Origin of the sequence: Shinella fusca, assembly GCF_014203155.1 — a bacterium.
GTDB classification, from domain to species: Bacteria; Pseudomonadota; Alphaproteobacteria; order Rhizobiales; family Rhizobiaceae; genus Shinella; species Shinella fusca.
The window spans coordinates 23,330-45,169 of the sequence record NZ_JACHIK010000013.1 but is presented as its reverse complement, the minus strand read 5'-3'; the positions used below and the strand labels follow the sequence as shown (position 1 = coordinate 45,169).

General features: G+C 61.4%; 23 protein-coding genes and 3 tRNA genes. 5 read left to right on the top strand and 21 right to left on the bottom strand.

Going from position 1 to position 21,840, the window contains the following annotated elements; all coding sequences use genetic code 11:
- Positions 1-2: 2 nt before the first annotated feature.
- From nuoG to HNQ66_RS17145, 11 genes are all read right to left on the bottom strand, one after another.
- Complete coding sequence (nuoG, locus tag HNQ66_RS17195; protein WP_184145402.1) at positions 3-2,081, bottom strand: NADH-quinone oxidoreductase subunit NuoG; 2,079 nt, start codon at positions 2,079-2,081, stop codon at positions 3-5.
- 119 nt (positions 2,082-2,200) lie between these two features.
- A complete protein-coding gene (locus tag HNQ66_RS17190; RefSeq protein ID WP_184145401.1) occupies positions 2,201-2,812 on the bottom strand; it encodes an NADH:ubiquinone oxidoreductase in 612 nt (203 codons plus the stop codon).
- 4 nt (positions 2,813-2,816) lie between these two features.
- Positions 2,817-4,121 (bottom strand): NADH-quinone oxidoreductase subunit NuoF, encoded by a 1,305-nt coding sequence (nuoF, locus tag HNQ66_RS17185; protein WP_184145400.1) that lies wholly within the window; start codon positions 4,119-4,121, stop codon positions 2,817-2,819.
- An 11-nt stretch (positions 4,122-4,132) separates the two neighbouring features.
- Positions 4,133-5,245 carry an NADH-quinone oxidoreductase subunit E gene (locus HNQ66_RS17180; protein WP_184145399.1) on the bottom strand — a complete coding sequence of 371 codons (1,113 nt, stop codon included), beginning with the start codon at positions 5,243-5,245 and terminating at the stop codon, positions 4,133-4,135.
- A 16-nt stretch (positions 5,246-5,261) separates the two neighbouring features.
- The gene (locus HNQ66_RS17175; RefSeq protein ID WP_184145398.1) at positions 5,262-5,498 is read right to left on the bottom strand and encodes a hypothetical protein; all 237 of its coding nucleotides are present in this window, start codon (positions 5,496-5,498) and stop codon (positions 5,262-5,264) included.
- A complete protein-coding gene (locus tag HNQ66_RS17170) occupies positions 5,498-6,688 on the bottom strand; it encodes an NADH-quinone oxidoreductase subunit D (RefSeq protein ID WP_184145397.1) in 1,191 nt (396 codons plus the stop codon). Before HNQ66_RS17170 ends, HNQ66_RS17175 begins: the two co-directional genes overlap by 1 nt.
- A gap of 48 nt (positions 6,689-6,736) precedes the next feature.
- A complete protein-coding gene (locus HNQ66_RS17165) occupies positions 6,737-7,342 on the bottom strand; it encodes an NADH-quinone oxidoreductase subunit C (protein ID WP_184145396.1) in 606 nt (201 codons plus the stop codon).
- A gap of 19 nt (positions 7,343-7,361) precedes the next feature.
- On the bottom strand, positions 7,362-7,943 hold the full coding sequence (locus tag HNQ66_RS17160) for a NuoB/complex I 20 kDa subunit family protein (RefSeq protein ID WP_064329772.1): 582 nt from the start codon (positions 7,941-7,943) through the stop codon (positions 7,362-7,364).
- Positions 7,934-8,299, bottom strand: a complete 366-nt coding sequence (locus tag HNQ66_RS17155; RefSeq protein ID WP_184145395.1) for an NADH-quinone oxidoreductase subunit A — start codon at positions 8,297-8,299, stop codon at positions 7,934-7,936. The genes HNQ66_RS17160 and HNQ66_RS17155 overlap by 10 nt, the downstream gene beginning before the upstream one ends.
- 487 nt (positions 8,300-8,786) lie before the next feature.
- Positions 8,787-8,863: transfer RNA gene (locus tag HNQ66_RS17150), tRNA-Asp, on the bottom strand.
- A 48-nt stretch (positions 8,864-8,911) separates the two neighbouring features.
- Positions 8,912-8,988: transfer RNA gene (locus HNQ66_RS17145), tRNA-Asp, on the bottom strand.
- Positions 8,989-9,230: 242 nt separating this feature from the next.
- Here HNQ66_RS17145 and HNQ66_RS17140 point away from each other — a divergent pair.
- Positions 9,231-9,306, top strand: a tRNA-Val gene (locus tag HNQ66_RS17140).
- A gap of 20 nt (positions 9,307-9,326) precedes the next feature.
- Here the strand turns inward: HNQ66_RS17140 and HNQ66_RS17135 are convergent.
- The 4 genes from HNQ66_RS17135 to HNQ66_RS17120 are packed head-to-tail and all read right to left on the bottom strand — an operon-like array spanning position 9,327 to position 11,574.
- Positions 9,327-10,475, bottom strand: coding sequence for a tyrosine-type recombinase/integrase (locus HNQ66_RS17135; RefSeq protein ID WP_246434335.1), 1,149 nt, complete (start codon positions 10,473-10,475; stop codon positions 9,327-9,329).
- Complete coding sequence (locus tag HNQ66_RS17130; RefSeq protein ID WP_184145394.1) at positions 10,475-10,732, bottom strand: helix-turn-helix transcriptional regulator; 258 nt, start codon at positions 10,730-10,732, stop codon at positions 10,475-10,477. Before HNQ66_RS17130 ends, HNQ66_RS17135 begins: the two co-directional genes overlap by 1 nt.
- Before the next feature lie 2 nt (positions 10,733-10,734).
- A complete protein-coding gene (locus HNQ66_RS17125; RefSeq protein WP_184145393.1) occupies positions 10,735-11,346 on the bottom strand; it encodes a hypothetical protein in 612 nt (203 codons plus the stop codon).
- 42 nt (positions 11,347-11,388) lie between these two features.
- Positions 11,389-11,574 (bottom strand): hypothetical protein, encoded by a 186-nt coding sequence (locus HNQ66_RS17120; RefSeq protein ID WP_184145477.1) that lies wholly within the window; start codon positions 11,572-11,574, stop codon positions 11,389-11,391.
- Between the two features lie 138 nt (positions 11,575-11,712).
- On the opposite strand from HNQ66_RS17120, the gene HNQ66_RS17115 reads away from it, so the two are divergent.
- The 3 genes from HNQ66_RS17115 (at position 11,713) to HNQ66_RS17105 (ending at position 13,458) form a co-directional block, all read left to right on the top strand.
- A complete protein-coding gene (locus tag HNQ66_RS17115) occupies positions 11,713-12,309 on the top strand; it encodes a hypothetical protein (protein ID WP_184145392.1) in 597 nt (198 codons plus the stop codon).
- Between the two features lie 346 nt (positions 12,310-12,655).
- Positions 12,656-13,087 carry a hypothetical protein gene (locus HNQ66_RS17110; protein ID WP_184145391.1) on the top strand — a complete coding sequence of 144 codons (432 nt, stop codon included), beginning with the start codon at positions 12,656-12,658 and terminating at the stop codon, positions 13,085-13,087.
- The gene (locus tag HNQ66_RS17105; RefSeq protein ID WP_184145390.1) at positions 13,084-13,458 is read left to right on the top strand and encodes a hypothetical protein; all 375 of its coding nucleotides are present in this window, start codon (positions 13,084-13,086) and stop codon (positions 13,456-13,458) included. The genes HNQ66_RS17110 and HNQ66_RS17105 overlap by 4 nt, the downstream gene beginning before the upstream one ends.
- Before the next feature lie 92 nt (positions 13,459-13,550).
- Here HNQ66_RS17105 and HNQ66_RS17100 read toward each other — a convergent pair whose 3' ends face one another.
- The 6 genes from HNQ66_RS17100 to HNQ66_RS17075 form a co-directional block, all read right to left on the bottom strand.
- A complete protein-coding gene (locus HNQ66_RS17100; RefSeq protein WP_184145389.1) occupies positions 13,551-15,623 on the bottom strand; it encodes a tape measure protein in 2,073 nt (690 codons plus the stop codon).
- On the bottom strand, positions 15,613-16,113 hold the full coding sequence (locus tag HNQ66_RS17095) for an HK97 gp10 family phage protein (RefSeq protein ID WP_184145388.1): 501 nt from the start codon (positions 16,111-16,113) through the stop codon (positions 15,613-15,615). The genes HNQ66_RS17100 and HNQ66_RS17095 overlap by 11 nt, the downstream gene beginning before the upstream one ends.
- Before the next feature lie 2 nt (positions 16,114-16,115).
- Entirely contained in the window at positions 16,116-16,478 is a 363-nt protein-coding gene (locus tag HNQ66_RS17090) for a gene transfer agent family protein (RefSeq protein WP_184145387.1), read from the bottom strand.
- 83 nt (positions 16,479-16,561) lie between these two features.
- Entirely contained in the window at positions 16,562-17,830 is a 1,269-nt protein-coding gene (locus HNQ66_RS17085) for a phage major capsid protein (protein ID WP_184145386.1), read from the bottom strand.
- Between the two features lie 229 nt (positions 17,831-18,059).
- Positions 18,060-18,311 carry a hypothetical protein gene (locus tag HNQ66_RS17080; RefSeq protein WP_184145385.1) on the bottom strand — a complete coding sequence of 84 codons (252 nt, stop codon included), beginning with the start codon at positions 18,309-18,311 and terminating at the stop codon, positions 18,060-18,062.
- A gap of 566 nt (positions 18,312-18,877) precedes the next feature.
- Complete coding sequence (locus HNQ66_RS17075) at positions 18,878-19,696, bottom strand: helix-turn-helix domain-containing protein (protein ID WP_184145384.1); 819 nt, start codon at positions 19,694-19,696, stop codon at positions 18,878-18,880.
- Between the two features lie 333 nt (positions 19,697-20,029).
- Between HNQ66_RS17075 and HNQ66_RS17070 the strand changes: the two genes are divergently transcribed.
- Positions 20,030-21,685 (top strand): site-specific integrase, encoded by a 1,656-nt coding sequence (locus HNQ66_RS17070; RefSeq protein ID WP_184145383.1) that lies wholly within the window; start codon positions 20,030-20,032, stop codon positions 21,683-21,685.
- The last annotated feature ends 155 nt before the right edge of the window (positions 21,686-21,840 follow it).

Sequence of the window (21,840 nt, the reverse complement as noted above, 5' to 3'; positions counted from 1 at the left end):
GCTCATTCCGCCGCGACTTTGAAGTTGTTGCGGGCCAGTGCCGAGCATTCGGCCATGACCGCGGACGCGCGCGCTATCGGGTTCGTCAAATAGAAGTCTTTGATCGGAGACGCAAACCCGGAATTCGCCATCGTCCCGCCTTTTTTCGCAAGCGCGGAAAGATCGGCGATATTGCCGGCCGCGATCTCGTCGATCCCGGCGAAATGCGGGTGCGCCTCATAGAGCTTCGCACGGAGCTGCAGCAGCGAATCGAACGGCAGCTTCTTGCCGAGCACGTCGGAAAGCGCGCGCAGGATCGCCCAGTCCTCGCGGGCGTCGCCCGGCGCGAAACCGGCGCGGTTGCCCATCTGGACGCGGCCTTCGGTGTTGACCCAGGTGCCCGACTTCTCGGTATAGGTCGCGCCCGGCAGGATGACGTCGGCGACATGCGCCGCGTTGTCGCCGTGCGAGCCGATATAGACGGTGAAGGCGGTCTTCTTGGAAAAATCCATCTCGTCGGCGCCGAGCAGGAAGAGGACGTCCGTGCCCGTCAGCATGTCGGCCGCGGTCTTGCCGCTTGCCCCCGGCACGAAGCCGAGATCGAGGCCGCCGACGCGCGCGGCGGCGGTGTGGAGCACGGCAAGGCCGTTCCAGTCCGCCTTGACGGCGCCGACCTTCTCGGCGAGCGCCGAGACGGCCGAAAGAACGGCAAGGCCGTCGGCGCGCGACAGCGCGCCCTGGCCGATGATGATCATCGGGCGCGCGGCCTTCTTCAGCTTGGCGGCGAACTTGACCGAACCGTCGAGGAGGCCGGAGAGCGTGTCCGTGCCGGCGCCGAGATAGTCGTAGCCGTAGCGAAGGTCCGCCTCTTCGCCGATCACGCCGATCGGGAAGTTGTCCATGCGCCAGCGCTTGCGGATGCGGGCGTTGAGCACGGCCGCTTCCAGGCGCGGATTGGCGCCGACGATGAGCAGCGCATCGGCTTCGTCGATGCCCTCGATGGTCGGGTTGAAGAGATAGCTGGCGCGGCCGAGCGAGGGATCGAGCACCGAGCCGTCCTGGCGGCAGTCGATGTTCTTCGAGCCGAGCGACGCCATCAGTTCGCGAAGGGCGAACATTTCCTCGACGGAAGCGAGGTCGCCGGCGATCGCGCCGATCCGGTCGCCCGACTTGCCGGCGACGGCGGCCTTGACGGCGCCGAAGGCCTCGGCCCAGGTGGCGGGCTGCAGGCGGCCGTCCTTGCGCACATAGGGGCGGTCGAGGCGCTGGGTCTTCAGGCCGTCCCAGATGTAGCGGGTCTTGTCGGAGATCCACTCCTCGTTCACCGCCTCGTTGACGCGCGGCAGGATGCGCATGACTTCGCGGCCGCGCGTATCGACGCGGATCGCCGAGCCGACGGCATCCATGACGTCGATCGATTCGGTCTTGTTCAGCTCCCACGGGCGGGCCGTGAAGGCGAAGGGCTTGGAGGTGAGCGCGCCGACCGGGCAGAGGTCGACCACGTTGCCCTGCAGCTCGGAGGTCATCGCCTGTTCGAGATAGGTGGTGATCTCGGCGTCCTCGCCGCGGCCGATCAGGCCGAGCTCGGAAATGCCGGCCACTTCCGTCGTGAAGCGGACGCACCGCGTGCAGTGGATGCAGCGGTTCATGATCGTCTTGACGAGCGGGCCGATATACTTGTCCTCGACCGCGCGCTTGTTTTCCTGGAAGCGCGAGCTGTCGACGCCGTAGGCCATGGCCTGGTCCTGCAGGTCGCATTCGCCGCCCTGGTCGCAGATCGGGCAGTCGAGCGGATGGTTGATGAGCAGGAACTCCATCACGCCTTCGCGCGCCTTCTTGACCATCGGCGTGGTCGTGAAGACTTCCGGCGGCTCGCCGTTCGGCCCGGGGCGCAGGTCGCGCACGCCCATGGCGCAGGAGGCCGCCGGCTTCGGCGGGCCGCCCTTCACCTCGACGAGGCACATGCGGCAGTTGCCGGCAACCGACAGCCGCTCGTGGAAACAGAAGCGCGGAACCTCGGCGCCGGCCTCCTCGCACGCCTGAAGCAGCGTGAAGTGATCCGGGACTTCGATTTCTTTTCCGTCGACTTTCAGCTTTGCCATATCTCAATCCCGCTTTTGACGAGGGAAGCTCCCCGCGTCTTGCCAGCGCCATTCTCTCCGGCTTCGGTGCAGACCTTCGCCCGCCCCTTCGGCCTTCGTTCTCTGCCGGTTCCGGTAGGTCAGCCCCTGCCCTTTGCCAGCGTTCTTGCCTGCTCCACCCAGCCGTCGCGGGCGATGCGCCCGCCGAGGCCGAGTTCGGCTTCGATCCGTGCCACATCGCCGTCCGTCAGGGCCGCGATGTCGGCGTAGCGCCGGAAGCCCATGCCGTTCAGCACCTGCTCCAGCTTCGGCCCGATACCCGAAATCGCCTTCAGGTCATCGGCCCTTGCGGCCTTCGCCGCCGTCTTCGGCGTCGCGCCCTTGCGCGCCGCCTTCTCCGTCCTCTCCGCGGCGGACACTTCCGCCTTCGGAACGATCCTCAGCACCGGCGGCGCCCTGCGTTCCACCGCGTCCGCCCTTGCGGCCCGTTCGGCCGCCTCGTCCAGCACCGCCTTCGTCCGCTCGGCCGCGCCCTGCATCATGCCCAGCATCATGCCGGCCATCTGGCCCGCAAGGCCGAAGCCGATCGCGGTGGTGGCGACGAGGCCGGCGACCGGATGGGCCATCAGCGGATGCAGCGGAACGTCCGGCATCTGCCTCAGCCAGGGCGAGAATCCGAAGGGATCATCGCCGGCGGCTTCGTCCGGCGGGGTCCTGGTCGCATTCGCATCCTGTCCCGCCGGCGTCTTCATCGTCTTACTCCGCGGCTTCCAGCACCGCGCCATGCGCCATGGCATTGGCGGTGTACTGGTCGATGCGCGCCTCGATCTCGGGGCGGAAGTTGCGGATGAGGCCCTGGATCGGCCAGGCCGCGGCGTCGCCGAGCGCACAGATCGTGTGGCCCTCGATCTGCTTGGTGACGTCGAACAGCATGTCGATCTCGCGCTTCTGCGCATTGCCGCGCACCATGCGCTCCATCACGCGCATCATCCAGCCCGTGCCTTCGCGGCAGGGCGTGCACTGGCCGCAGCTCTCGTGCTTGAAGAAGGCCGAGATGCGCCAGATCGCCTTGATGATGTCGGTCGAGCGATCCATGACGATCATGCCGCCGGTGCCGAAGGAGGACTTGACCTCGCGCAGGCCGTCGAAGTCGAGCGTGACGTTCATCATGTCCTCGGCCTTGACGACCGGGCACGATGCGCCGCCGGGGATGACGGCAAGCAGGTTGTCCCAGCCGCCGCGGATGCCGCCGCCGTGCTTTTCGACCATCTCCTTGAAGGAGATGCCCATGGTCTCCTCGACCGTGCAGGGCGTGTTGACGTGGCCGGACATCATGAACAGCTTGGTGCCGACGTTGTTCGGGCGGCCGAACGAGGAGAACCAGCTTGCGCCGCGGCGCAGGATCGTCGGCGTGACGGCGATCGATTCCACGTTGTTGACCGTCGTCGGGCAGCCGTAGAGGCCCATATTGGCCGGGAACGGCGGCTTCAGGCGCGGCTGGCCCTTCTTGCCCTCAAGGCTTTCGAGCAGCGCGGTCTCCTCGCCGCAGATATAGGCGCCGGCGCCGTGGTGCACGAAGACGTCGATGTCGTAGCCGAGCTTGTTGTTCTTGCCGAGCAGGCCGGCATCGTAGCATTCGTCGATGGCGGCCTGCAGCGCCTCGCGCTCGCGGATGAACTCGCCGCGCACGTAGATGTAGGCGGTGTTGGCGCCCATGGCGAAGGACGCGACCACGCAGCCCTCGATCAGCGTATGCGGATCGTGGCGCAGGATATCGCGGTCCTTGCAGGTGCCGGGCTCGGATTCGTCCGCATTGACGACGAGGTAATGTGGCCGGCCGTCGCTCTCCTTCGGCATGAAGGACCATTTGAGGCCCGTCGGGAAGCCGGCGCCGCCACGGCCGCGCAGGCCCGAGGCCTTGATCTCGTTGACGATCCAGTCGCGGCCCTTTTCGAGAAGCTGCTTGGTGCCGTCCCACTGGCCGCGGGCCATGGCGCCCTTCAGCGACTTGTCCTTGGTGCCGTAGATGTTGGTGAAGATGCGATCCTGGTCTTTAAGCATGGTTCACCTCTTTACCGCGGCTTCTTGCCGAAGACGCGGATGTATTCCGCTTCGCCGCCCTTGGCGAGCGCCTTGGCCTGCTTGACCCAGTCGTCGCGCTCGATGCGGCCCTTGAAGTTCAGGTAGCTGTCGACCCATTCGCGCTCGGCCTTCTTCCAGGAGGCGACCTGCGCGAAGGTGAAGATGCCGAGCTCGTGGAGAATGTTCTCGATCTTCGGGCCGACGCCGGAGATGAGCTTGAGGTCGTCCGGGGTCTCGGGGCGTGCAATCGCGGCCGGACGATTCTTGTCGGCCAGCGAGGGCTTGCCGGCGGGGGCGCTCTCGCCCTCGGCGCGGGTCTCGCCCTTCACCTCGGCATTGGCCGCGGCTTCCGCCTTGGCGTTCGCCGCGGTCTTCAGCTTGGGGTTCGTCTCGTCCGCATCGGTCCGGGCGCGGGCGGCGTTCGACGGGGGAACGCTGACGCTGTCCTCGTCCGCCTTCTTGGCGCGGGACGGCGCCTTCTTCGCGGCCGCTTCCGGCGCGTTGAGGCTGGTGAGGCCGCCGACCGGCGCGGAATAGACGCGGTCGATCTGCGGGCCCGGCTCGACGGTCGAGCCCTTGCCGGCGTCGAAGCGGTCGATGATGTGCTCGAGCTGCGTGGCCGTCAGGTCCTCGTAGCTGTCCTTGAAGATCATGACCATCGGTGCGTTGACGCAGGCGCCCTGACACTCGACCTCTTCCCAGGAGAGCGTGCCGCTCTCGTTGCGGTGGAAGGGCTCGGGGTGGATGCGCTTCTTGCACACGTTGATCAGGTCTTCCGCGCCGCGCAGCATGCAGGGCGTCGTGCCGCAGACCTGGACATGGGCGCGCGTGCCGACCGGCAGGAGCTGGAACTGCGTGTAGAAGGTCGCCACTTCCAGAACGCGGATATAGGCCATGCCGAGCATGTCGGCGACGACCTCGATGGCGGCCTTGGTGACCCAGCCGTCCTGTTCCTGCGCCCGCATGAGAAGCGGGATGACCGCCGATTGCTGGCGGCCCTTCGGATACTTGTTGATCGTTGCCTTCGCCCAGGCCGCGTTCTCCTTGGTGAAGGCGAAGCTGGCGGGCTGGACACTGTCTTCGGCTAGTCGACGAACGGACATTCTGTAACGCCTTGTCTCAGTTAATCTGCCGGCACTGCGTTTGGTTCGTGTTGACGAACTCGCAGGCATAGGCCGACTTGTCATTCTGCATGAATACGACGTAGCGGCCGCCGTTCGGCGCCGCCGCCTTGATTTCATAGCCCTGGCTGGCGAGCTGCCCCATGGTCACGGACGCACTCTTCTCACCGCTGTCCTGCGCAAAGGCGGGAGCGGCAAGGAAAACGGCGGCGGCGGCAAGGGCGGGCTTCTTCATCAGCGGTCAACCTCGCCGAACACGATATCGAGCGAACCGAGGATCGCCGAGACGTCGGCAAGCTGATGGCCGCGACAGATGAAATCCATGGCCTGCAGGTGCGCATAGCCCGGGGCGCGGATCTTGCAGCGGTAGGGCTTGTTGGTGCCGTCGGCGACGACGTAGACGCCGAACTCGCCCTTCGGCGCTTCCACGGCGGCATACACTTCGCCGGCCGGAACGTGGTAGCCTTCCGTATAGAGCTTGAAATGGTGGATGAGCGCTTCCATCGAACGCTTCATCTGGCCGCGCTTCGGCGGCACCATCTTGCCGTCGATGGAGGAGACCGGGCCGACCTTGGCGTCGCCCAGCAGGCGGTTGACGCACTGGCGCATGATCTTGGCGGATTCGCGCATCTCGATCATGCGGATCAGGTAGCGGTCGTAGCAGTCGCCGTTCTTGCCGATCGGGATGTCGAAATCCAGCTCGGAATAGCACTCGTAGGGCTGCGAGCGGCGCAGGTCCCAGGCGGCGCCCGAACCGCGCACCATGACGCCGGAGAAGCCCCAGGCCCACGCGTCTTCCAGCTTCACCACGCCGATATCGACGTTGCGCTGCTTGAAGATACGGTTGTCGGTCAGCAGGACCTCGATCTCGTCGACCGTCTTCAGGAACGGGTCGATCCACTTGCCGATGTCTTCCACCAGCTCGTGCGGCAGGTCCTGGTGCACGCCGCCCGGCCGGACATAGGCCGCATGCATGCGCGCGCCGCAGGCCCGCTCGTAGAACACCATCAGCTTCTCGCGCTCCTCGAAGCCCCAGAGCGGCGGCGTCAGCGCGCCGACGTCCATGGCCTGGGTCGTCACGTTGAGGAGGTGCGACAGGATACGGCCGATCTCCGAATAGAGCACGCGGATGAGCTGGCCGCGGATCGGCACCTCGGTGCCCGTCAGCTTCTCGACGGCGAGCGCGAAGGCATGCTCCTGGTTCATCGGCGCCACGTAGTCGAGGCGGTCGAAATAGGGCACGGCCTGAAGATAAGTCTTCGTCTCGATCAGCTTCTCGGTGCCGCGATGCAGGAGCCCGATATGCGGATCGACGCGCTCGACGATTTCGCCGTCGAGCTCGAGGACGAGACGCAGAACCCCGTGCGCCGCAGGGTGCTGCGGGCCGAAGTTGATATTAAAGTTGCGAACGTTGTGCTCGTTCATGCCGCTTGCTCCAGAAGCCGGTGCCCTGTCGGGCCACGCGACCCAAAATCAGTTCGTCTTCGCCTTCTCGTCGCCCGGCAGCACGTAGTCGGTGCCTTCCCAGGGGGAGAGGAAGTCGAAGTTGCGGAATTCCTGCTTCAGCTCGACAGGCTCGTACACGACGCGCTTGACCTCGTCGTTGTAGCGCACCTCCACGAAACCGGTGGTCGGGAAGTCCTTTCGCAGCGGATGCCCCTCGAAACCGTAGTCCGTGAGGATGCGGCGAAGGTCCGGATGGCCGGTGAAGAGGATGCCGTACATGTCGTAGGCCTCGCGCTCGAACCAGTCCGCGCCCGGATAGACGGAGCAGGCGGACGGCACCGGCTGGTCCTCGCCCGTCGCCACCTTGACGCGGATGCGCTGGTTCTGACGCGGCGACAGGAGGTGGTAGACCACGTCGAAGCGCTCGGCGCGGGCCGGCCAGTCCACGCCGCAGATGTCGACGAGGTTGACGAAGCCGCACTGCACGTCGTCGCGCAGGAAGGTCAGAAGCTCGATGACGCGGGCGCCATCCGTCTTCAGGGTGAGTTCGCCATAGGCGATGTCGGCGGAGGCGACAAGACCGCCGGCCGCTTCGCCGATATGGGAGGAAAGCTCCTGGAGGGCTTCGCTCATATTCTAAAGTCCCCTGCCCTTAACGCTCGATCGTACCCGTCCGGCGGATCTTCTTCTGCAGCAGGAGCACGCCGTAGAGGAGCGCTTCTGCCGTGGGAGGACAGCCCGGTACGTAGATGTCGACCGGCACCACGCGGTCGCAGCCGCGCACCACCGAATAGGAATAGTGATAGTAGCCGCCGCCGTTGGCGCACGAGCCCATCGAGATGACGTAGCGCGGCTCGGGCATCTGGTCGTAGACCTTGCGGAGCGCGGGCGCCATCTTGTTGGTGAGCGTGCCGGCGACGATCATGACGTCGGACTGGCGCGGCGAGGCGCGCGGCGCGAAGCCGAAGCGCTCGACGTCGTAGCGCGGCATGGAAAGCTGCATCATCTCGACGGCGCAGCAGGCCAGGCCGAAGGTCATCCACATCAGCGAGCCGGTGCGCGCCCAGGTGATGAGCTCATCGGTCGAGGTGACGAGGAAACCCTTGTCGGCGAGCTCGTTGTTGATCTCGCCGAAGAAGGCGTCGTTGCTGCCGACCGGCTTGCCGGTGTTGGGATCGATGATCCCCTTGGCCTGCGGCGCGACGAGCGTGGCGTTCGTATGAGCTACTCCCATTCGAGTGCTCCCTTCTTCCATTCGTAGATGAAGCCGATGGTCAGGACGCCGAGGAAGACCATCATGGACCAGAAGCCGAACCAGCCCATCTTCGCGAAGGAGACGGCCCACGGAAAGAGGAAGGCGACCTCCAGGTCGAAGATGATGAAGAGGATCGACACGAGGTAGAACCGGATGTCGAATTTCATGCGCGCATCGTCGAAGGCGTTGAAGCCGCATTCGTAAGCGGAGAGCTTTTCCGAATCGGGCGCCTTGTATGCGACGGCGAACGGCGCGACGAGCAGCGCGATGCCGATCACAAGCGCGATACCGATGAAAATGGCGATCGGGATATAGGAACCGAGAAGTTCAGTCATTGGCGTCCATCCTGCCTGCCCGCGGCGCCGGAGAGACGCCTGTGGCCATGAAGGCCTGCAAGCCGATAAAGTATGTTGCAACGGCACGTCGTTAGCGCAGTGAGCGTCCCCGCGCAAGGCTTTGTCCGGCTTTCGCCGCAATCATTGTGCTCTTTTCCCGGTCGGCCGGAAACGCCGCCGCCAAAGCCATTTAAATCGTTACGATTTCATGAAGCCCGGCTTATGAGGGCCTTCACTTTCATATAGGGACCCCTCCCCGTCGCCGCAACGGCCCCGCGTCCGGCCGGCCGCGCCGCCAGCGATGTGGCGGCCGCCCGCAATCACGCCCGGGCCGGGCATCCCCAATCTTGACGGAAGGCAAAGTCCGCGACGTGCGCCCGGCATGCGCCGGCGCAAAGGCGGGGATTCACAGCGGCGATTCGGCGCAGGCGCGCCGCGCAAAAACGGCTTCAGGAAACGGATGCAATATCCTGGAGAGAAAGAAGAATGGCGCGAGTGACGGGGCTCGAACCCGCGACCTCCGGCGTGACAGGCCGGCACTCTAACCGACTGAGCTACACCCGCGCATCTTGTTGGCCGCAAGGGCCCCGCATGCTTGTCCGAACCTTCGAGTGGCGCGAGTGACGGGGCTCGAACCCGCGACCTCCGGCGTGACAGGCCGGCACTCTAACCGACTGAGCTACACCCGCATTCCTCGAAAGACCGGATGACGAAGCATCCGCGTCGAGCGGCCAAGCCGTTCGATGAGCGGCTAACTACGGGGTTCGTGTTTGGGTGTCAAGCAGGTTTCAAGACAAAAGAATGACGTGCCGGAAAATGTTTCCACACCCTTCCGGCTTCCTGCGGGCCGGCTCAAAAAAATGCAAAAAACTTGGCGATTGCCTCTTGCGGTTCGATCCGGTTCCGCATAGATCACAGCCACCAACGCGGCGGGCGATTAGCTCAGTTGGTAGAGCGCCTCGTTTACACCGAGGATGTCGGGAGTTCGAGTCTCTCATCGCCCACCATCTTTCCTTTTCCCTTATGATTATTCATCGCTTTTTCCCTCGTTTGTCTCATCCGGGGTTTCGCTGCCGGAAAGTGAGACACTTTCTCTTTCCCTATGCCTCTCAAGACGGTCCGCCGCATTGCGTGCCATGATGCGCTTTTGCGCCTTCTCGATGTAGCCCTGCGCCGTTTTGAGATTGGTCCAGCCAAAGACGGCCATCAATTCCGGAGCCGTTGCGCCGCTCTCCGCATAAGCGACGGAAGCGGCCTTCCGGAGCCCGTGGCAGGAGCAATGCGGAAGACCCGCCTCCTCGCACCAGCGCCCGAAGGCATTACCGAAACTCTCGATCGTATAAGAACGCCCCTGCCCCCAGGTGATAAAGGTCTTGCTGCCGCCCTCAATGTTGGCGAGGGCCTCGATCAACTCCGGCGTCATGCGGGTCTCGATCGTCACCGGGTAGTTGTTCCGGCCCTTGTAGGGCGTGAAGCGCAGCCACCGCTTGCCATCATGGCGAACCTCGTTCGCCGGTCCGATCAATGCGGCGTCGGAACGGCGTGCGCCGATCGCGACCATGATCTCCAGCGCTAGACGCGGCATGCTCCCGATTGGCCAAAACGCTCGAAATTTGTCGATCTCTTCCGGCAACCAGGTGTGAAAACCGCCCTGCGACTTATGAATCGGCTTCACGCGCGCGGCCGGGTTGTACGTCGCCAGGGGCGGCGTCTGATCCATCGCCCAATTAAAGAGAGCGCGAAGCACCTTCACTAGTTTATCGGCGGCGCCCGGGGTGGCCGCCCTTTTCTGCTGGCTCTTCACCATGTCTTCGTGGCGAAACTTGCGATAGGGCAGCCGGCCGGCAGTTTCGCAGAAACGATCCAGCACGCTGGCCTTGTCCTTCTGGGTGGCCTTGTCGAAGCCCGCGAAGGTGGGTGATCGATAGAATTGGTCAAACAGCCATTCGAACGTGCCCTCCGGAGCCGGCGTGCGCCTGCTAACTTGAGGCCCCTCTTGCTTCAAAGATGCGATGGCGGCCTTGTAGGCCGCCATGAATTCGTCGGTGATTTCGCCCTCGGCATTGCGGAACGTCTCCCGGATGCGAATTTTGGGCCGTCCCTTCATACGAACGTAGTAGCGTTCGTTCCCGCGCGGGTCGGGATCGTAGACAAGATAGCGAAGAACGGCCTTCATCAGACAACCAATTCGTCAAACGGATTCCCATCGTCACCGTCGAGGTGGTTGTCAGCCTCGTAGAGCCTCAGCCAGGCGTCACGCAGCCGCTCCACATCCCATACGACAACGCCGTCGATTCGCTTGCCCTTCGGCAGACGTCCGTTTTCGATCCAGCTATCAAAGGTGCCGGGAGAGATCGCCAACGCTGCCGCCGCTTCGCCACGACGAAGGGCAAAGCGCGGAAGCGAGGCCTCACGGAGGGAAGATGCCGCCATTTCTATACCTCCTCGCTTTCGAAGAAGGCCAACGCCGCCGCCGTCATCGCCGCCGCGGAAGCGCTCGCGTCGCAGTCTTTATTCTCCTCATGGGCAAAGCGGAGAGCTTCGATTGCCGCTTCCCGCGTCGTGGCAGGCGCACGCCATTGCTCAAGAACACCTAACGGTTCGCCGTAGGTCTTACGGATGACCTCGGTTTCTCCTCCAAGTGCGGCCCAGTCGTCTTCCTTGATCCCGTTGAAGGCGGCCTCGCCTTTCCGGTAGGCCCGGATCGCAGCGATCAACGGATCAGATGTCACCTTCTTGACGGGCTTAGCGGATGACGCCGGCTCTGACGCTACTACGCCAGCCCGCATCTTTTCAGCGACAAAGCGCAGTCGGCCAGCATTGTTCTCAAGCGGCCCCTTCGCAAATGCCAGCGCATCCTCGCCGGTTGTGATGATGTGACGAATGGCGCCGATTTGCGTATCGTTATCAAGGTCGGCGGCCATCATGTAGAGAGCGGCAAGCACGCTCTCCACCTCCTCGAGGCGATCCAAGACACGGACGATGGAGAAGCATTCGCCCGCGGCACTTGCGTTGATTCCCGGTTCTGGGGTAAAGTTTTTCTGCATTTGGATATCCTTTCACATGCAGAAAGAGGGCTCCGTCGGTTCCTACGCCGAGACGGAGCCCTCTTTGGTTTCATTGCTAGCCATTAATCCCATACGGATCAGCTTACGAATTGCCTCCGCGCGTGTGCGCACTCGATTTGCAAACCCCCAATCATCGACCGCGTTAAGTGTCGATTTATCCATCAACATCTGAAAACGCTCGGTCTTGATCTCATCAGTCTCGGCCACAACTACCTCCATCACTTCCATCTATGATGGATGGATATGACGCCAGTTAGTGCTCATGTCAAGCAATAGATGGAACTTCCATTTATTGCGGCAGAAACGGATGCGATCTATGAAAGCCAGAACTGGAGGCACCTGCTAATGTCGGACGAACTCAAGACCATCAAATTCCAATTGATGCTCTCACCTTCTGAAGCCGCTGCCATTGACGATTGGGGGTTCAAAAACCGCATCCGCACACGCGCGGAAGCGATCCGGCGGCTTTGCCAGATCGGCCTTCAAGCCGAGGACGGCGCCAAAATCATCCGCGAAGTGGCTGAAACCGGCATGATGTGGGCGTCAAAGACCAGAAAGTTCCAGAATGAGGAGCTAGGCGAACTAGCCCCCCAGGAAGATAAGAACGCCGCAGCACCCGCATCCCATCAAACAAACCTTTTTACCACCATGGCGCTGACAGGCGTCATCGCGCTCGCGCGCGACATGGAAGATCGCGCAAAAAATCTACGATCTTTCGACACTTTTGAAGAGGCAATTGAGAAGGGCTTGGCGAAAAATCCCGACCTCAAAGCCGCAGCTGACTTAATGGAAGATTTTCTGACAGACTTCTGGGAACGCTTTCCCGAGCTTAAACAAGGCAAAGAAATCCAGAGCGATGAGGACGCTCCTATAAGCGTCGATGGCATCGATCCAGGGAAAATTGAAGACGTCGTCCGAAAGGGAAAGAAGCCTCAACCCTAACTTCCGATAAGCTATTACTTATCGGAAGCTAAATCTTCGATCCATTTAACGGATACAACGCCACCGAGGACACCGAACGCTTTCAGCGCGGTCGCGGGATTGACGGGGTATTTTCGCCAGCAGCGATATCGCCGATGATGAGTCCATGACCCTGGGCGAGGCCTCTGGCTATTGGTGCGTCAGAGGCAGAAGGACAAAGCGCGGCACTTGCCGCGGCGTTGCAAAGCGCACGGGCACTGCGGAAGCGCAAACGAGCAGCTTCATAGCCGGCAACGATGTCGCACTTTGAGATTGCGTGAATGGCCGCCTCCGCGTACGACCATTGGCGCAAAAGTGGGGGCTTTTTATGGCTGAGAACGACGTTGAGGTTGAGGAGATTACTGATGTTGTCAGCGAAGATACAAATTCAGCACCGCAAACGAAGGGGCGAAGATCCTTCAGGAATGTTCGTCGTGAGCTAAGTGAGAAGGAGCTCAGCAGCCCGGGAGCTCAAAAACTTCTCCTCGACGATCTTGAACGGTTGGAAGGCGAACTTGAAGAAGCCAAAAGATTTCGCGAGCGCTTCCATGCGGCCGACAAAAATATTGCCACGCTCGAAGGGCAACTCGTGACGAAAAACAGAAACGAACTTCTTTACAATGGGAGCGTTATCGGTGGGTCGGTACTCTTTGGTTTTGCGCCGAATGTCTGGGATCAGGGTTTAACTGGCATTTATGTCCTTCTGGCCGGAGCCGTAATTACCGGCACCGCCCTGTACACGCACTGGGTGAAGAAATGAGCCTTGAACTAAGTTTGATTTCTGACGCGGGAAACTTCTCGAAGGAAAGAGTTATACTGAAGGCTAAAGGTGACACCGATGTTGGTGAGTATATGTTGACGAGGAATGAACTTATTGGGGAAGAGGTTGGCGTAGAAGTTCTGGATGCATATTGGTTCCCTTTCAATAAGATCAAGTCAGGCGACCTTGTCGTTGTTTATAGCCGCAAAGGCACGCAAAATACGAAGGAATTGGGAAAAGGCAGAACTGCTCACTTCTTTTATTGGGGCCGCGACCATGAGTTGTGGGCAACTGAAAATGTAATTCCCGTGATCCATCATGCCCCTGCCTTCAGTTTCAAACAGCGTGCCGAATTAAAGCCGAAGGGTTAGGCGGCATTTGAAAACCTTCCACGCGGGAAGGGATAAATGTCCTAGATAAGAACATTTTCGGGTCAGCAAATTTGCGGGCCCGAAGCCACACTCTAGATACCACGCACGTTCCGTCTATGCGCATCCACGATCGCAGCAACAACGTTGTTCTTGAAATCCCTCCTGTCCTGTGCCTGCGCCTGCTGAAGCTCGGCAATAGCCTTCGGGTCGGCACCTTGCGCAACGTTATAGACGGGCGCGTAGACAATCGACGCGGAAGGCGTTTCGCTTCTCACGGCCGAAAGGTCTGGCATGACGGGCGCACGAATCTGATGGTTCGGAATGACCTGCGCACCACGCGGCAGGTTCACCAGCTCCGGCCCGCGCTCGCCGACCAGCGCGAGGCCGCCAGGCGCATTATTCGTGCCGCTGGCAAAGCCGGGAATTCCCATCAGGTAATTGCCGAGGGTCGTGTTCGCCTTGAAGCCGCCACTGCCGCCGAAGAGGCTGAAGATACCATCCATCCAGCCTCCGCCCGCCGTTGCATTCTTGATGCTGAAAATGCTGGAAAGGACGTCGTCTGCGAGTGTCTTACCGATCTTCTTCAGCGAGCTTGCGAAGATATCCGCCGCCTTCTCTCCTTCAATGAAGCCGTCGATCATGCCGCCAACGACGTCCCTGGTGGCGTTGAGTGCATCCTCGGCGCGCTGGCGCAGTTCGTCCTGTTTCTCTGCCAAACGTTCAGCTTGCGCGCCGGCCCGGGCATAGGCTTCGGCCGCGGCGTCGATATCGGCCGCCAGCTGTGGCGTGATCTCCTTGCCGGCTTTTTGCGCCGCCGTCATCAGTTCCTGACGTGCGCGCGCCTTCTCGATGGTATAGCCGTAGTCCTCGATGAGGGGGTTCAGGCTAGCCTGAGCAGCATACGCCGCCGTCAGCGCCGCCGTTCGCTCACGAATTTGTACAATCTCCCGGGCGTATTCGTCGGCTCGCTCCCGCTTGCCCTTTTTCGTCTTCGTATTGGCCGGCAAGTCATAATCGGCGAGGCTGACATTCTTCACAACCTCCTCACCGGGCAGGCGCCCGGTCTTCGGCGAGCGGCCAGTCCCTTCGAACGCGGCGTCGATCCGGCCCTGAATGTTCTTCTCACTCAACCCCGAGCCGATTTCGCGCCCGGTGAGCATGTCCTGATTGATCTGGCTCAGCTTCGAGAGGATTCCGGAGATGCCGCCCATGACCTTGCGGAATTCGTCCGCCTTGCCGATCGCATCGTCAAACCAGCCGAGGAGCCGACCGAGGTCGCTGTCCGACGTCTCCACGACGATATCCCCGAAACCTCGGATGACGCCGGCAAGAGTCTCGATGCTCTTGCCCATCCGCCCGCTTGCGCCGGTCGCCTCGTCGATCTTGCCGGCCGTGTCGATAAGGACATTTTGTAAGCGCACGAACTGCTGCGAGACGGTCATCTCTGCCCCGGCAACCTGCTTATCCAGAATGACCGATCCTGCTTCGAAGGCGCGGAAGAAGGCTTCGGAGGAGACCTTGCCGTCAACGACGAGTTTGCGCAGCTGGGCGACGGACCCGCTTGCTTCCTTCAGACCGGCCGCCGTCGCCTGCATGATGGTCGGCGCCCCTTCCAGGATGGAGTTGAATTCCTCGGCGCGGACAACGCCGCCGCCGAGGGCCTGCGACAACTGGAGCAACGCGCCGGATGCCGCCTGCGCATCCGTCCCGCCGACGCGCAGCGCCAGCGCCACCTTGTCGGTGAAACCGATCAGCTCCTGATTTGTGACGCCCAACTCCTTCTGGGTTAGCGCCAGCTTCGAATAGAGCGTGGTCAGGCTCTCGATGGGCGCAGCATTCTTCTGCGCCGCCGTGAACAGCTGGTCATAGACCTTCGCTAGATCCTCGCCAGCAAGGCCCGTCACCTTCAGCGAGTTTTCGATCTTCGTCGCCGCGTCGATGAGCTGCACCGCCGCGCGGGCCGAAGCTGCCGCAGCGAAGGCGCCGGCGAGACGTGTCGCCATGCCCCCGGCCGACGCCGAAACGCGATCCCGCATCGAGGCGGCCGAGCGCTCGATCTTCTTGAATTGGCGATCCGCCGTGCGGGTCGCGGACGCGATCTTCTTCTCAAAATCGCTAACACGCGCCTCGAGAAGGACGGCCAGCCGCTCATAATCAGTTGACACGTTTGCTCTCCTTGATTGCCTTGGCCATCGCGCGCTTCACCGCGCGAGCCGTCTTTTGCTTGCTCATGCGATAGCCGGGGAAGAAAAACGGATGCGCGGCAGCACCGGGGTGCTGCACGCTTTCGGCGAACCGACCGCCGTGGAGTCGCAACGCCGGGGCCATCTTCGCCTTGATCTCGTGGCTTTTCGTGCCGAACTCGACAAGATGCGGATAGCGAACCTCCGAGTTGCCGGCCGTGATCAGAACGGAAAGTTCCGGCACGACGGTTGCCCCTCCAGGCTGAGAATAGGGCGGCGTTGACCTCCCGGCAGGCGTGGCGACGATGCTATCCCGCAAATCGCCATCAGCTACCGGCGCCAGGCTCTGCATCGTCTCCACCATATCAGCAGCTTGCCGCTCCAGTTCCAGCACTGCCGCCTTGCGAACCGCTTCCGGTATCGCTTTAAGGCGGCGCTGGAGCCTTTCCCATCCCTGAAGGGTCTTCGCCATCGTCAACCCTCCGCGACGGCGGCTTCGATCTTGTCGGCCCCGAAGAGGGCCGCACCAGCGATTGCGAGTGCAGTGCCGTAGCTCTCCGCGAAAGGGCGGCCCTCGACGTAGAATTTGACCTTCTTCAGCGCATCGACGGGAGCCATGCCGCCGCCGATCAGGCCGAGGCGGATCGTTTCACGAATGCATTCAAGAGGGATATCGCCACCTGAAAGCATCGCTTTGAAGGTGGCGAAAAGGCTGCGGCCAGTCGTCTTCTCCCATTCGACCACGCAACCCCATGTGAGGTTGAAGGTGTATTCGCCATCGCCAAAGAGCAGCGTCACGGCGGTCATTGCGGGTCTGCTTAACATCGCTTCATCCATTTTGAAATTCCTCTATGTTGGAAACTGGCCGGCCTCAGATCATCGAGAGGCCGGCCGAGCAGCTATTCCGAAAATCACCGCGATCAGGAGGCGGAGACCTTCAGGAGCTTGATGGCGTTCGTATCCGTCGCCGATCCACCGACGCGCTTGGTGAAGTAGAATTTCACCCAGCCCTTCTTGGTGTAGGGATCGCGCAGCAGGCGCAGCTCGTGGCGATCGACGATGACGTAGCCCTTCTTCCAGTTGCCGAAGGCAATGGGGAACTTGCCGGCGCCGATATCGTCCATCTGCTCATCCTCGTAGATCGGATAGCCGAGCAGGCGGTCAGGTTGGCCTGCGATCGTCGACGGCTGCCAGAGATACTGCTCTTCCGTCTTCGTCTTCAGCTTGCGGATGACGGACGCCGTGGTGGAGTTCATCATCCAGCCGACACCCTCGCCGGCGCGGTAGGACGGCCGCAGGGCATGCACCAGGTCGATCAGGACGTCGACGCCGTTGTGCGTGCTGTCCGCCAGCGCACCGGCAACCCCGGTCGGCACGTACTGGATGGTGCCGAAGGGCCGCGTGTCGTCCGCCGTGACGGCGGTATCGTAGGTGAGATAGCCGCGGGGCTTTTCGATACCGTCGCCGCGGGCGAAGGCCGTTCCCTCCTGGAGCGCAAATTCGTCGCTCACGTTTTCGGAGAGGAATGCGGCCAAATTGAACGAGCTGTCATCGAGCAGGCGCTGGGTGATCTCCGGCTGTGCGAAGATCTCCCCCATGGGCGGCGAGATCATGCCGAGCAGCGGGGTTTCCGTTTCACCGCGCTCCTGACGCTCCCCGACCCATCCGGAGGTCGCGCCCCGGCGGTTGATGAAACGCTTGTAGTCCGCGGTGCTGATGCTCACGACGCTCGCCACACGGCGGATCGGCGAAAGCTCGATCATCTGGTTCTGAATGACCTGGTCGACCTGCGTCGGCACAGTCCATCCACCATCGGGATCGCTGTCCGACGACATGCCGCCACGCGGGTTCAGAGCGGCAAAGGCCGTCGTCGATCCGTTGCGCATGAAGCCGAGCATAGCGTTGGCGGCAGGGGAGCCGTCGAAGGCCCCGCCGGACGGCTCACCGTCACCGACGCCGCCGATCTTGAGCGCCGCGATGGTGGCGTTCGCCGCGTCGAGCGCGGCTTCCATCTTGTCGACGCGAGCACCATTGTTCGCGATGAAGTCGTCGACCTTTCCGGTGAGCTCGGCAAGCAGCGCACTTGCTCCGGCGGCGGGGTGTCCGCCGGCCGATGCCATGGCGTTTACCATCTGCACGCCAGCGCCAAGCGCCATCGGGCTTGCGCCCATGATTAGGGATTTCCGCATGATGCGTTCCTTTGGTCTAGCCTGGGCGACAGCGAAACGGAAAGCATCATCTTGCGGATGCAAACGCCATTCGCCCGCCGAGGCGGTCTAATTTTGGGGTGATTTTCGCTGCGCGGAACGCATCCGGGCCTGCAAATCCGGGAACGGCTGGGGCAGAGCGCATCATGCTGCCGAACGGGAAGTGCAGGCGCAATATGCGCGTGTTCAGAAACCGCGTCAACACGCATGGCTACTGAACCACATGCAGGTTCGGCTTTTCGAGATTGCGGAATCCCACCGCCATCTCCTCAAGAAGGCCGGCCACCTCTTCCGCGCTGGCGGAGGTGCCGGCGAGGAGCGCCGTCGCTCCGCCCTTCACCGCCCCCTCGAAAATCGCTTCCGGCGTGAAGCCCTGAGCATTGAGTTTTGGCAGCAACTTCGCGACGGCCTGTGCGACGGCCGTGACCTGGCGGTCATGGGTTTCAAGATCAGCATCGGTCATGTCGGTTCCTTTCGTTGGTCGAGGGGGAGAGGGAAAATCATGGTCTGGTCGGGAGGCCGCTCGCCTCGCTGGAAGGCGCGGAAGCACGCGCGGCGACAAAACTGGCGATCCCGGCCGGGACCGGGTGAGCGCGGCGGGAGGGCGCCGCCGCAGAAGGCGCAGGAACGTGGCGTCTCGTGTCCATCGGTGGCAGCGGCACCACGCCAGGCGCGCTGCTGACCGCGACGGTGCTTGCTGCGACACGCGACCGTGCAGAACTTCGCCGGACGCCCCATGCCAAGCTCCGTTCCGAACGACTTGCCGCACTCTGCGCAAACCGCATGCCGGACGACGGCCGGCAGCTCGCACGAAGGCTGCGCGCCGAAGAGGTCGGCGATAAAAGAATGGCTCGCAAGTCGGGATTTATTCGGCATTTCTCGGGCCTTCATAGATGCTAAGCTATTGATTTTCTTTATGTAGGCCGTGCTTCCAGTGGCTGGAATAGGGCGATCACCCATGAAAAAACTCGCTCCGCAAGGAAAAAACCTCTGAATGAGGGGGGCGCGGGTCTGGGAGCGAGAGGGTTTCTAGACTTTCGACCCGCCCCCCCTGTCGGGCGGTCCGCGCCCACCTCCGAGGCCGAGGCGCTCTTGCAGCAAGGCGAGGCCTGCGCCGCGTCGATGCATCTCAGCATCGACCGCGTCGGCTTGCGTGCCCTCGTCCATTCGGTTCATGGCGTCAGCGTGGGCATGCAACCCAAGGCTGATAAGATCGGCGTCGAGCCTCTTCTCGGCCTGTTGCCTTGCAACGGATGCATGGCTCGGTGAGCGTCCGCCGTTCACCCGCTTCAGGCTCCCTCTCAAGAGCCCATTCACCGTTTCGACACGCGCCTGACTGCGCTGATCCTGCCGCAGGTCATCCGTGGGCGGTTCCGCGCTTGGTGCGGCCCTTCCACTATTTCCATACTTATCTATTCGGTTAATAAGATCGGTTTGTGTGGTGATTTCACCACGTTCAGTGTGGTGATTTCGCCACGTTGCCTGTGGTGATTTCGCCATGTTTGAACGTGGATCGCGGCCTCGCGCTTTAGCGTTCCATTCGCCCATGATTTCGCGGTAGCGACGCCACTGAGGACGGTACGAGGCGCAATGATTGTGGCCGCCGTGGCTAACCTTCTCGAAAAGGCCGAAGACGTTGCAAAGCCGGGATACCGCCTTCACAACGCTGGTGCGGTCCATTTCCAGCAGCTTCGCCAAACGCTCGCCGCTAGGATCGCAGCGGCCGTCGCGCTTGTTGTAGTGATCGAGGATTGCGAACGCGACCCGGCGCTCATTGCTGGTCAAATCAGCAAGCGCACCAAATGCCATGAAGCCGAGATGGATGTCGCGGTTTACCTCAGCAGGCACGTCATTCGGCCCCCGTTCCGCGCTTCAGGTTCGCAAGCCGGAGAGCTTCGCAGGCCTCCAGATTGCTAAGGCCGTACGCTTGTTTGACATAGGGAACGACGGGGCGCGGGCAGTCGTCGAGGTGGACACAAAGCCATTCGACTGCGCTAGAAAAACGTGAGACACCCTGATTTAGCGAGGATTGTTTTTCCTCGATTTTTTGTTGTGTCTCATTCTCGCTGTGCGCATTGGAAATGTGGGAAACAATTGGGCTCTCATCGCCCACCATTCCCCTTAAAATCAAAGCCTTGCACCTTGAATTTGGCCAGTGAGCCATTCGAGGGAGACATTGGCTTGCTCATTCCGGCTTATTTGCTGCGGTCGCGTAACGGTATCTTTTATCTGCGCTGGCCCCTGCCCCGGCAACTCCATCCACAAAAACTGGCATCCGACATCAAGGTATCGCTACAGACCCGCGATCCCCGAAAGGCGTTGCGTTTATCGCGCCCTTTGATCCACATAGGCGAACAATATAATAATGTCGGAATTGCCTGCCGCATGGACTACCAGCATTTACGCACCACCCTTCAAAACCATTTTCGGGAATTGAGGGACCAAACCAGAAAAGAGATAGATGCAGCGGGCGGCTTGAGCGCCAGCGACCGCGATCTTTACCAGACCAGCCTCAAGATTGCCGAACAGGCAATCGAAACAGGTAGGCCGCTATCGTTCGTTAAATCCGACGACGAATTGCTGGCACGCTTCATCGACAGGTTCGGCCTCGACATCGCCAAGGGTGCGGACCTGTACGACAAGCTGGAACGGGATGTAAAACGGGGCTATCGGCGTTTCCTTGAAGACGTGCTTGCCTACGATGCTGAGGTGGCGGATTTCGATCTTAATTCACCGGCACAGCATATTGCCCCACCGACGCAGATAGCCCCCACAGAGAAAGGCATGCCCCTTGCCGATACCATCAAAGCCTACGTTGACGAAAAGCGGGATGGGAAAAACTGGGCGTATAAAACCGAAAGCGAAAAACTCAGCCACCTTGAGCTCCTGAAAGAGATATTGGGAGCGGATACAGACGTTAAAATCCTTGGCGCTATGGACGCGAAGAAGGTCAAGGATACGCTTCGGTCTTACCCAAAGAACCGCGAGAAGATGAAAGAGACCAGTGGCCGTCCCTTGTCTGAAATCCTCGGCCTGCCTGATGTAGCAAAGCTACATACGACCTCGGTGAACAAATACCTTCAGAGTTACGGAGACCTGTTCAATTGGGCTAAGCAGAACGGGCATGTGGACCAGAACATTTTCGTCGGACTTGCCATCCGCCAGAACAAGGCCCGCAATCAGGACAGCCGTGAAGCCTTCTCCCCTGACCAGATACAGCTTATCCTTGCTGCCGTTCTGTCCAACAAGAACGGTCTTGCCAATAAGGAATACCAGAAATGGGGACCGCTTATCGGCATTTACACCGGCGCACGGCTTAGCGAAATCGCACAGCTCCACCTCAAGGACATTCGTGAGGTTGACGGTATCTGCTGCTTCGACATCAACGATGAGGGCGACCGCAAGAGCGTGAAAACGGAAGCATCCCGTCGCCTTATCCCGATGCACCCGCGCTTGATCCAATTAGGCTTGCTGGATTATGTCGCCGTCAAGCGCCGCCTTGGAGAGCAGAAGCTTTTTCCCACCTTTACCTACGATCCCAAAAACGGATGGGGCCGACGTCTCGGACATTACTTTAATACGCGGCTTCTGCCAGAACTCGGCCTAAAAAACAGCGGGCTCGTTTTTCACAGCCTGCGGCATACTGTTGTCACCCAGCTTATGCAGATCGGGGTCGATCTAGCCATTGTGCAAGCACTGGTGGGCCATACGCGGCAAGGCGTTACTCACCAGAATTATTTCAAGCAGGGATACACGCTTCAACAGTTGAACGAAGCGATAAAAAAGCTGGATTACAGCTTGCCAGCGCTGAAACCTGACATTGCCATTCAGGATTGACAGCAAAGCACGAACGCGAGAAACAAGCCTCGGAGCCGTACGTGCGGCCCCACGGGGGTAGTAGCCCGTCACAACTAGGATCGGTGTCCTGAAAGACACCACTCTTCGACCTATGGTCGGGGAGCCTGCGGCGTATGCAACAGGTTCTCGGACTA

Coding starts and splice junctions, on each gene's coding strand:
- nuoG (WP_184145402.1), bottom strand. CDS start 2,081: ATGGCAAAGCTGAAAGTCGACGGAAAAGAAATCGAAGTCCCGGATCAC.
- HNQ66_RS17190 (WP_184145401.1), bottom strand. CDS start 2,812: ATGAAGACGCCGGCGGGACAGGATGCGAATGCGACCAGGACCCCGCCG.
- nuoF (WP_184145400.1), bottom strand. CDS start 4,121: ATGCTTAAAGACCAGGATCGCATCTTCACCAACATCTACGGCACCAAG.
- HNQ66_RS17180 (WP_184145399.1), bottom strand. CDS start 5,245: ATGTCCGTTCGTCGACTAGCCGAAGACAGTGTCCAGCCCGCCAGCTTC.
- HNQ66_RS17175 (WP_184145398.1), bottom strand. CDS start 5,498: ATGAAGAAGCCCGCCCTTGCCGCCGCCGCCGTTTTCCTTGCCGCTCCC.
- HNQ66_RS17170 (WP_184145397.1), bottom strand. CDS start 6,688: ATGAACGAGCACAACGTTCGCAACTTTAATATCAACTTCGGCCCGCAG.
- HNQ66_RS17165 (WP_184145396.1), bottom strand. CDS start 7,342: ATGAGCGAAGCCCTCCAGGAGCTTTCCTCCCATATCGGCGAAGCGGCC.
- HNQ66_RS17160 (WP_064329772.1), bottom strand. CDS start 7,943: ATGGGAGTAGCTCATACGAACGCCACGCTCGTCGCGCCGCAGGCCAAG.
- HNQ66_RS17155 (WP_184145395.1), bottom strand. CDS start 8,299: ATGACTGAACTTCTCGGTTCCTATATCCCGATCGCCATTTTCATCGGT.
- HNQ66_RS17135 (WP_246434335.1), bottom strand. CDS start 10,475: ATGAAGGCCGTTCTTCGCTATCTTGTCTACGATCCCGACCCGCGCGGG.
- HNQ66_RS17130 (WP_184145394.1), bottom strand. CDS start 10,732: ATGGCGGCATCTTCCCTCCGTGAGGCCTCGCTTCCGCGCTTTGCCCTT.
- HNQ66_RS17125 (WP_184145393.1), bottom strand. CDS start 11,346: ATGCAGAAAAACTTTACCCCAGAACCGGGAATCAACGCAAGTGCCGCG.
- HNQ66_RS17115 (WP_184145392.1), top strand. CDS start 11,713: ATGTCGGACGAACTCAAGACCATCAAATTCCAATTGATGCTCTCACCT.
- HNQ66_RS17110 (WP_184145391.1), top strand. CDS start 12,656: ATGGCTGAGAACGACGTTGAGGTTGAGGAGATTACTGATGTTGTCAGC.
- HNQ66_RS17105 (WP_184145390.1), top strand. CDS start 13,084: ATGAGCCTTGAACTAAGTTTGATTTCTGACGCGGGAAACTTCTCGAAG.
- HNQ66_RS17095 (WP_184145388.1), bottom strand. CDS start 16,113: ATGGCGAAGACCCTTCAGGGATGGGAAAGGCTCCAGCGCCGCCTTAAA.
- HNQ66_RS17090 (WP_184145387.1), bottom strand. CDS start 16,478: ATGGATGAAGCGATGTTAAGCAGACCCGCAATGACCGCCGTGACGCTG.
- HNQ66_RS17085 (WP_184145386.1), bottom strand. CDS start 17,830: ATGCGGAAATCCCTAATCATGGGCGCAAGCCCGATGGCGCTTGGCGCT.
- HNQ66_RS17080 (WP_184145385.1), bottom strand. CDS start 18,311: ATGACCGATGCTGATCTTGAAACCCATGACCGCCAGGTCACGGCCGTC.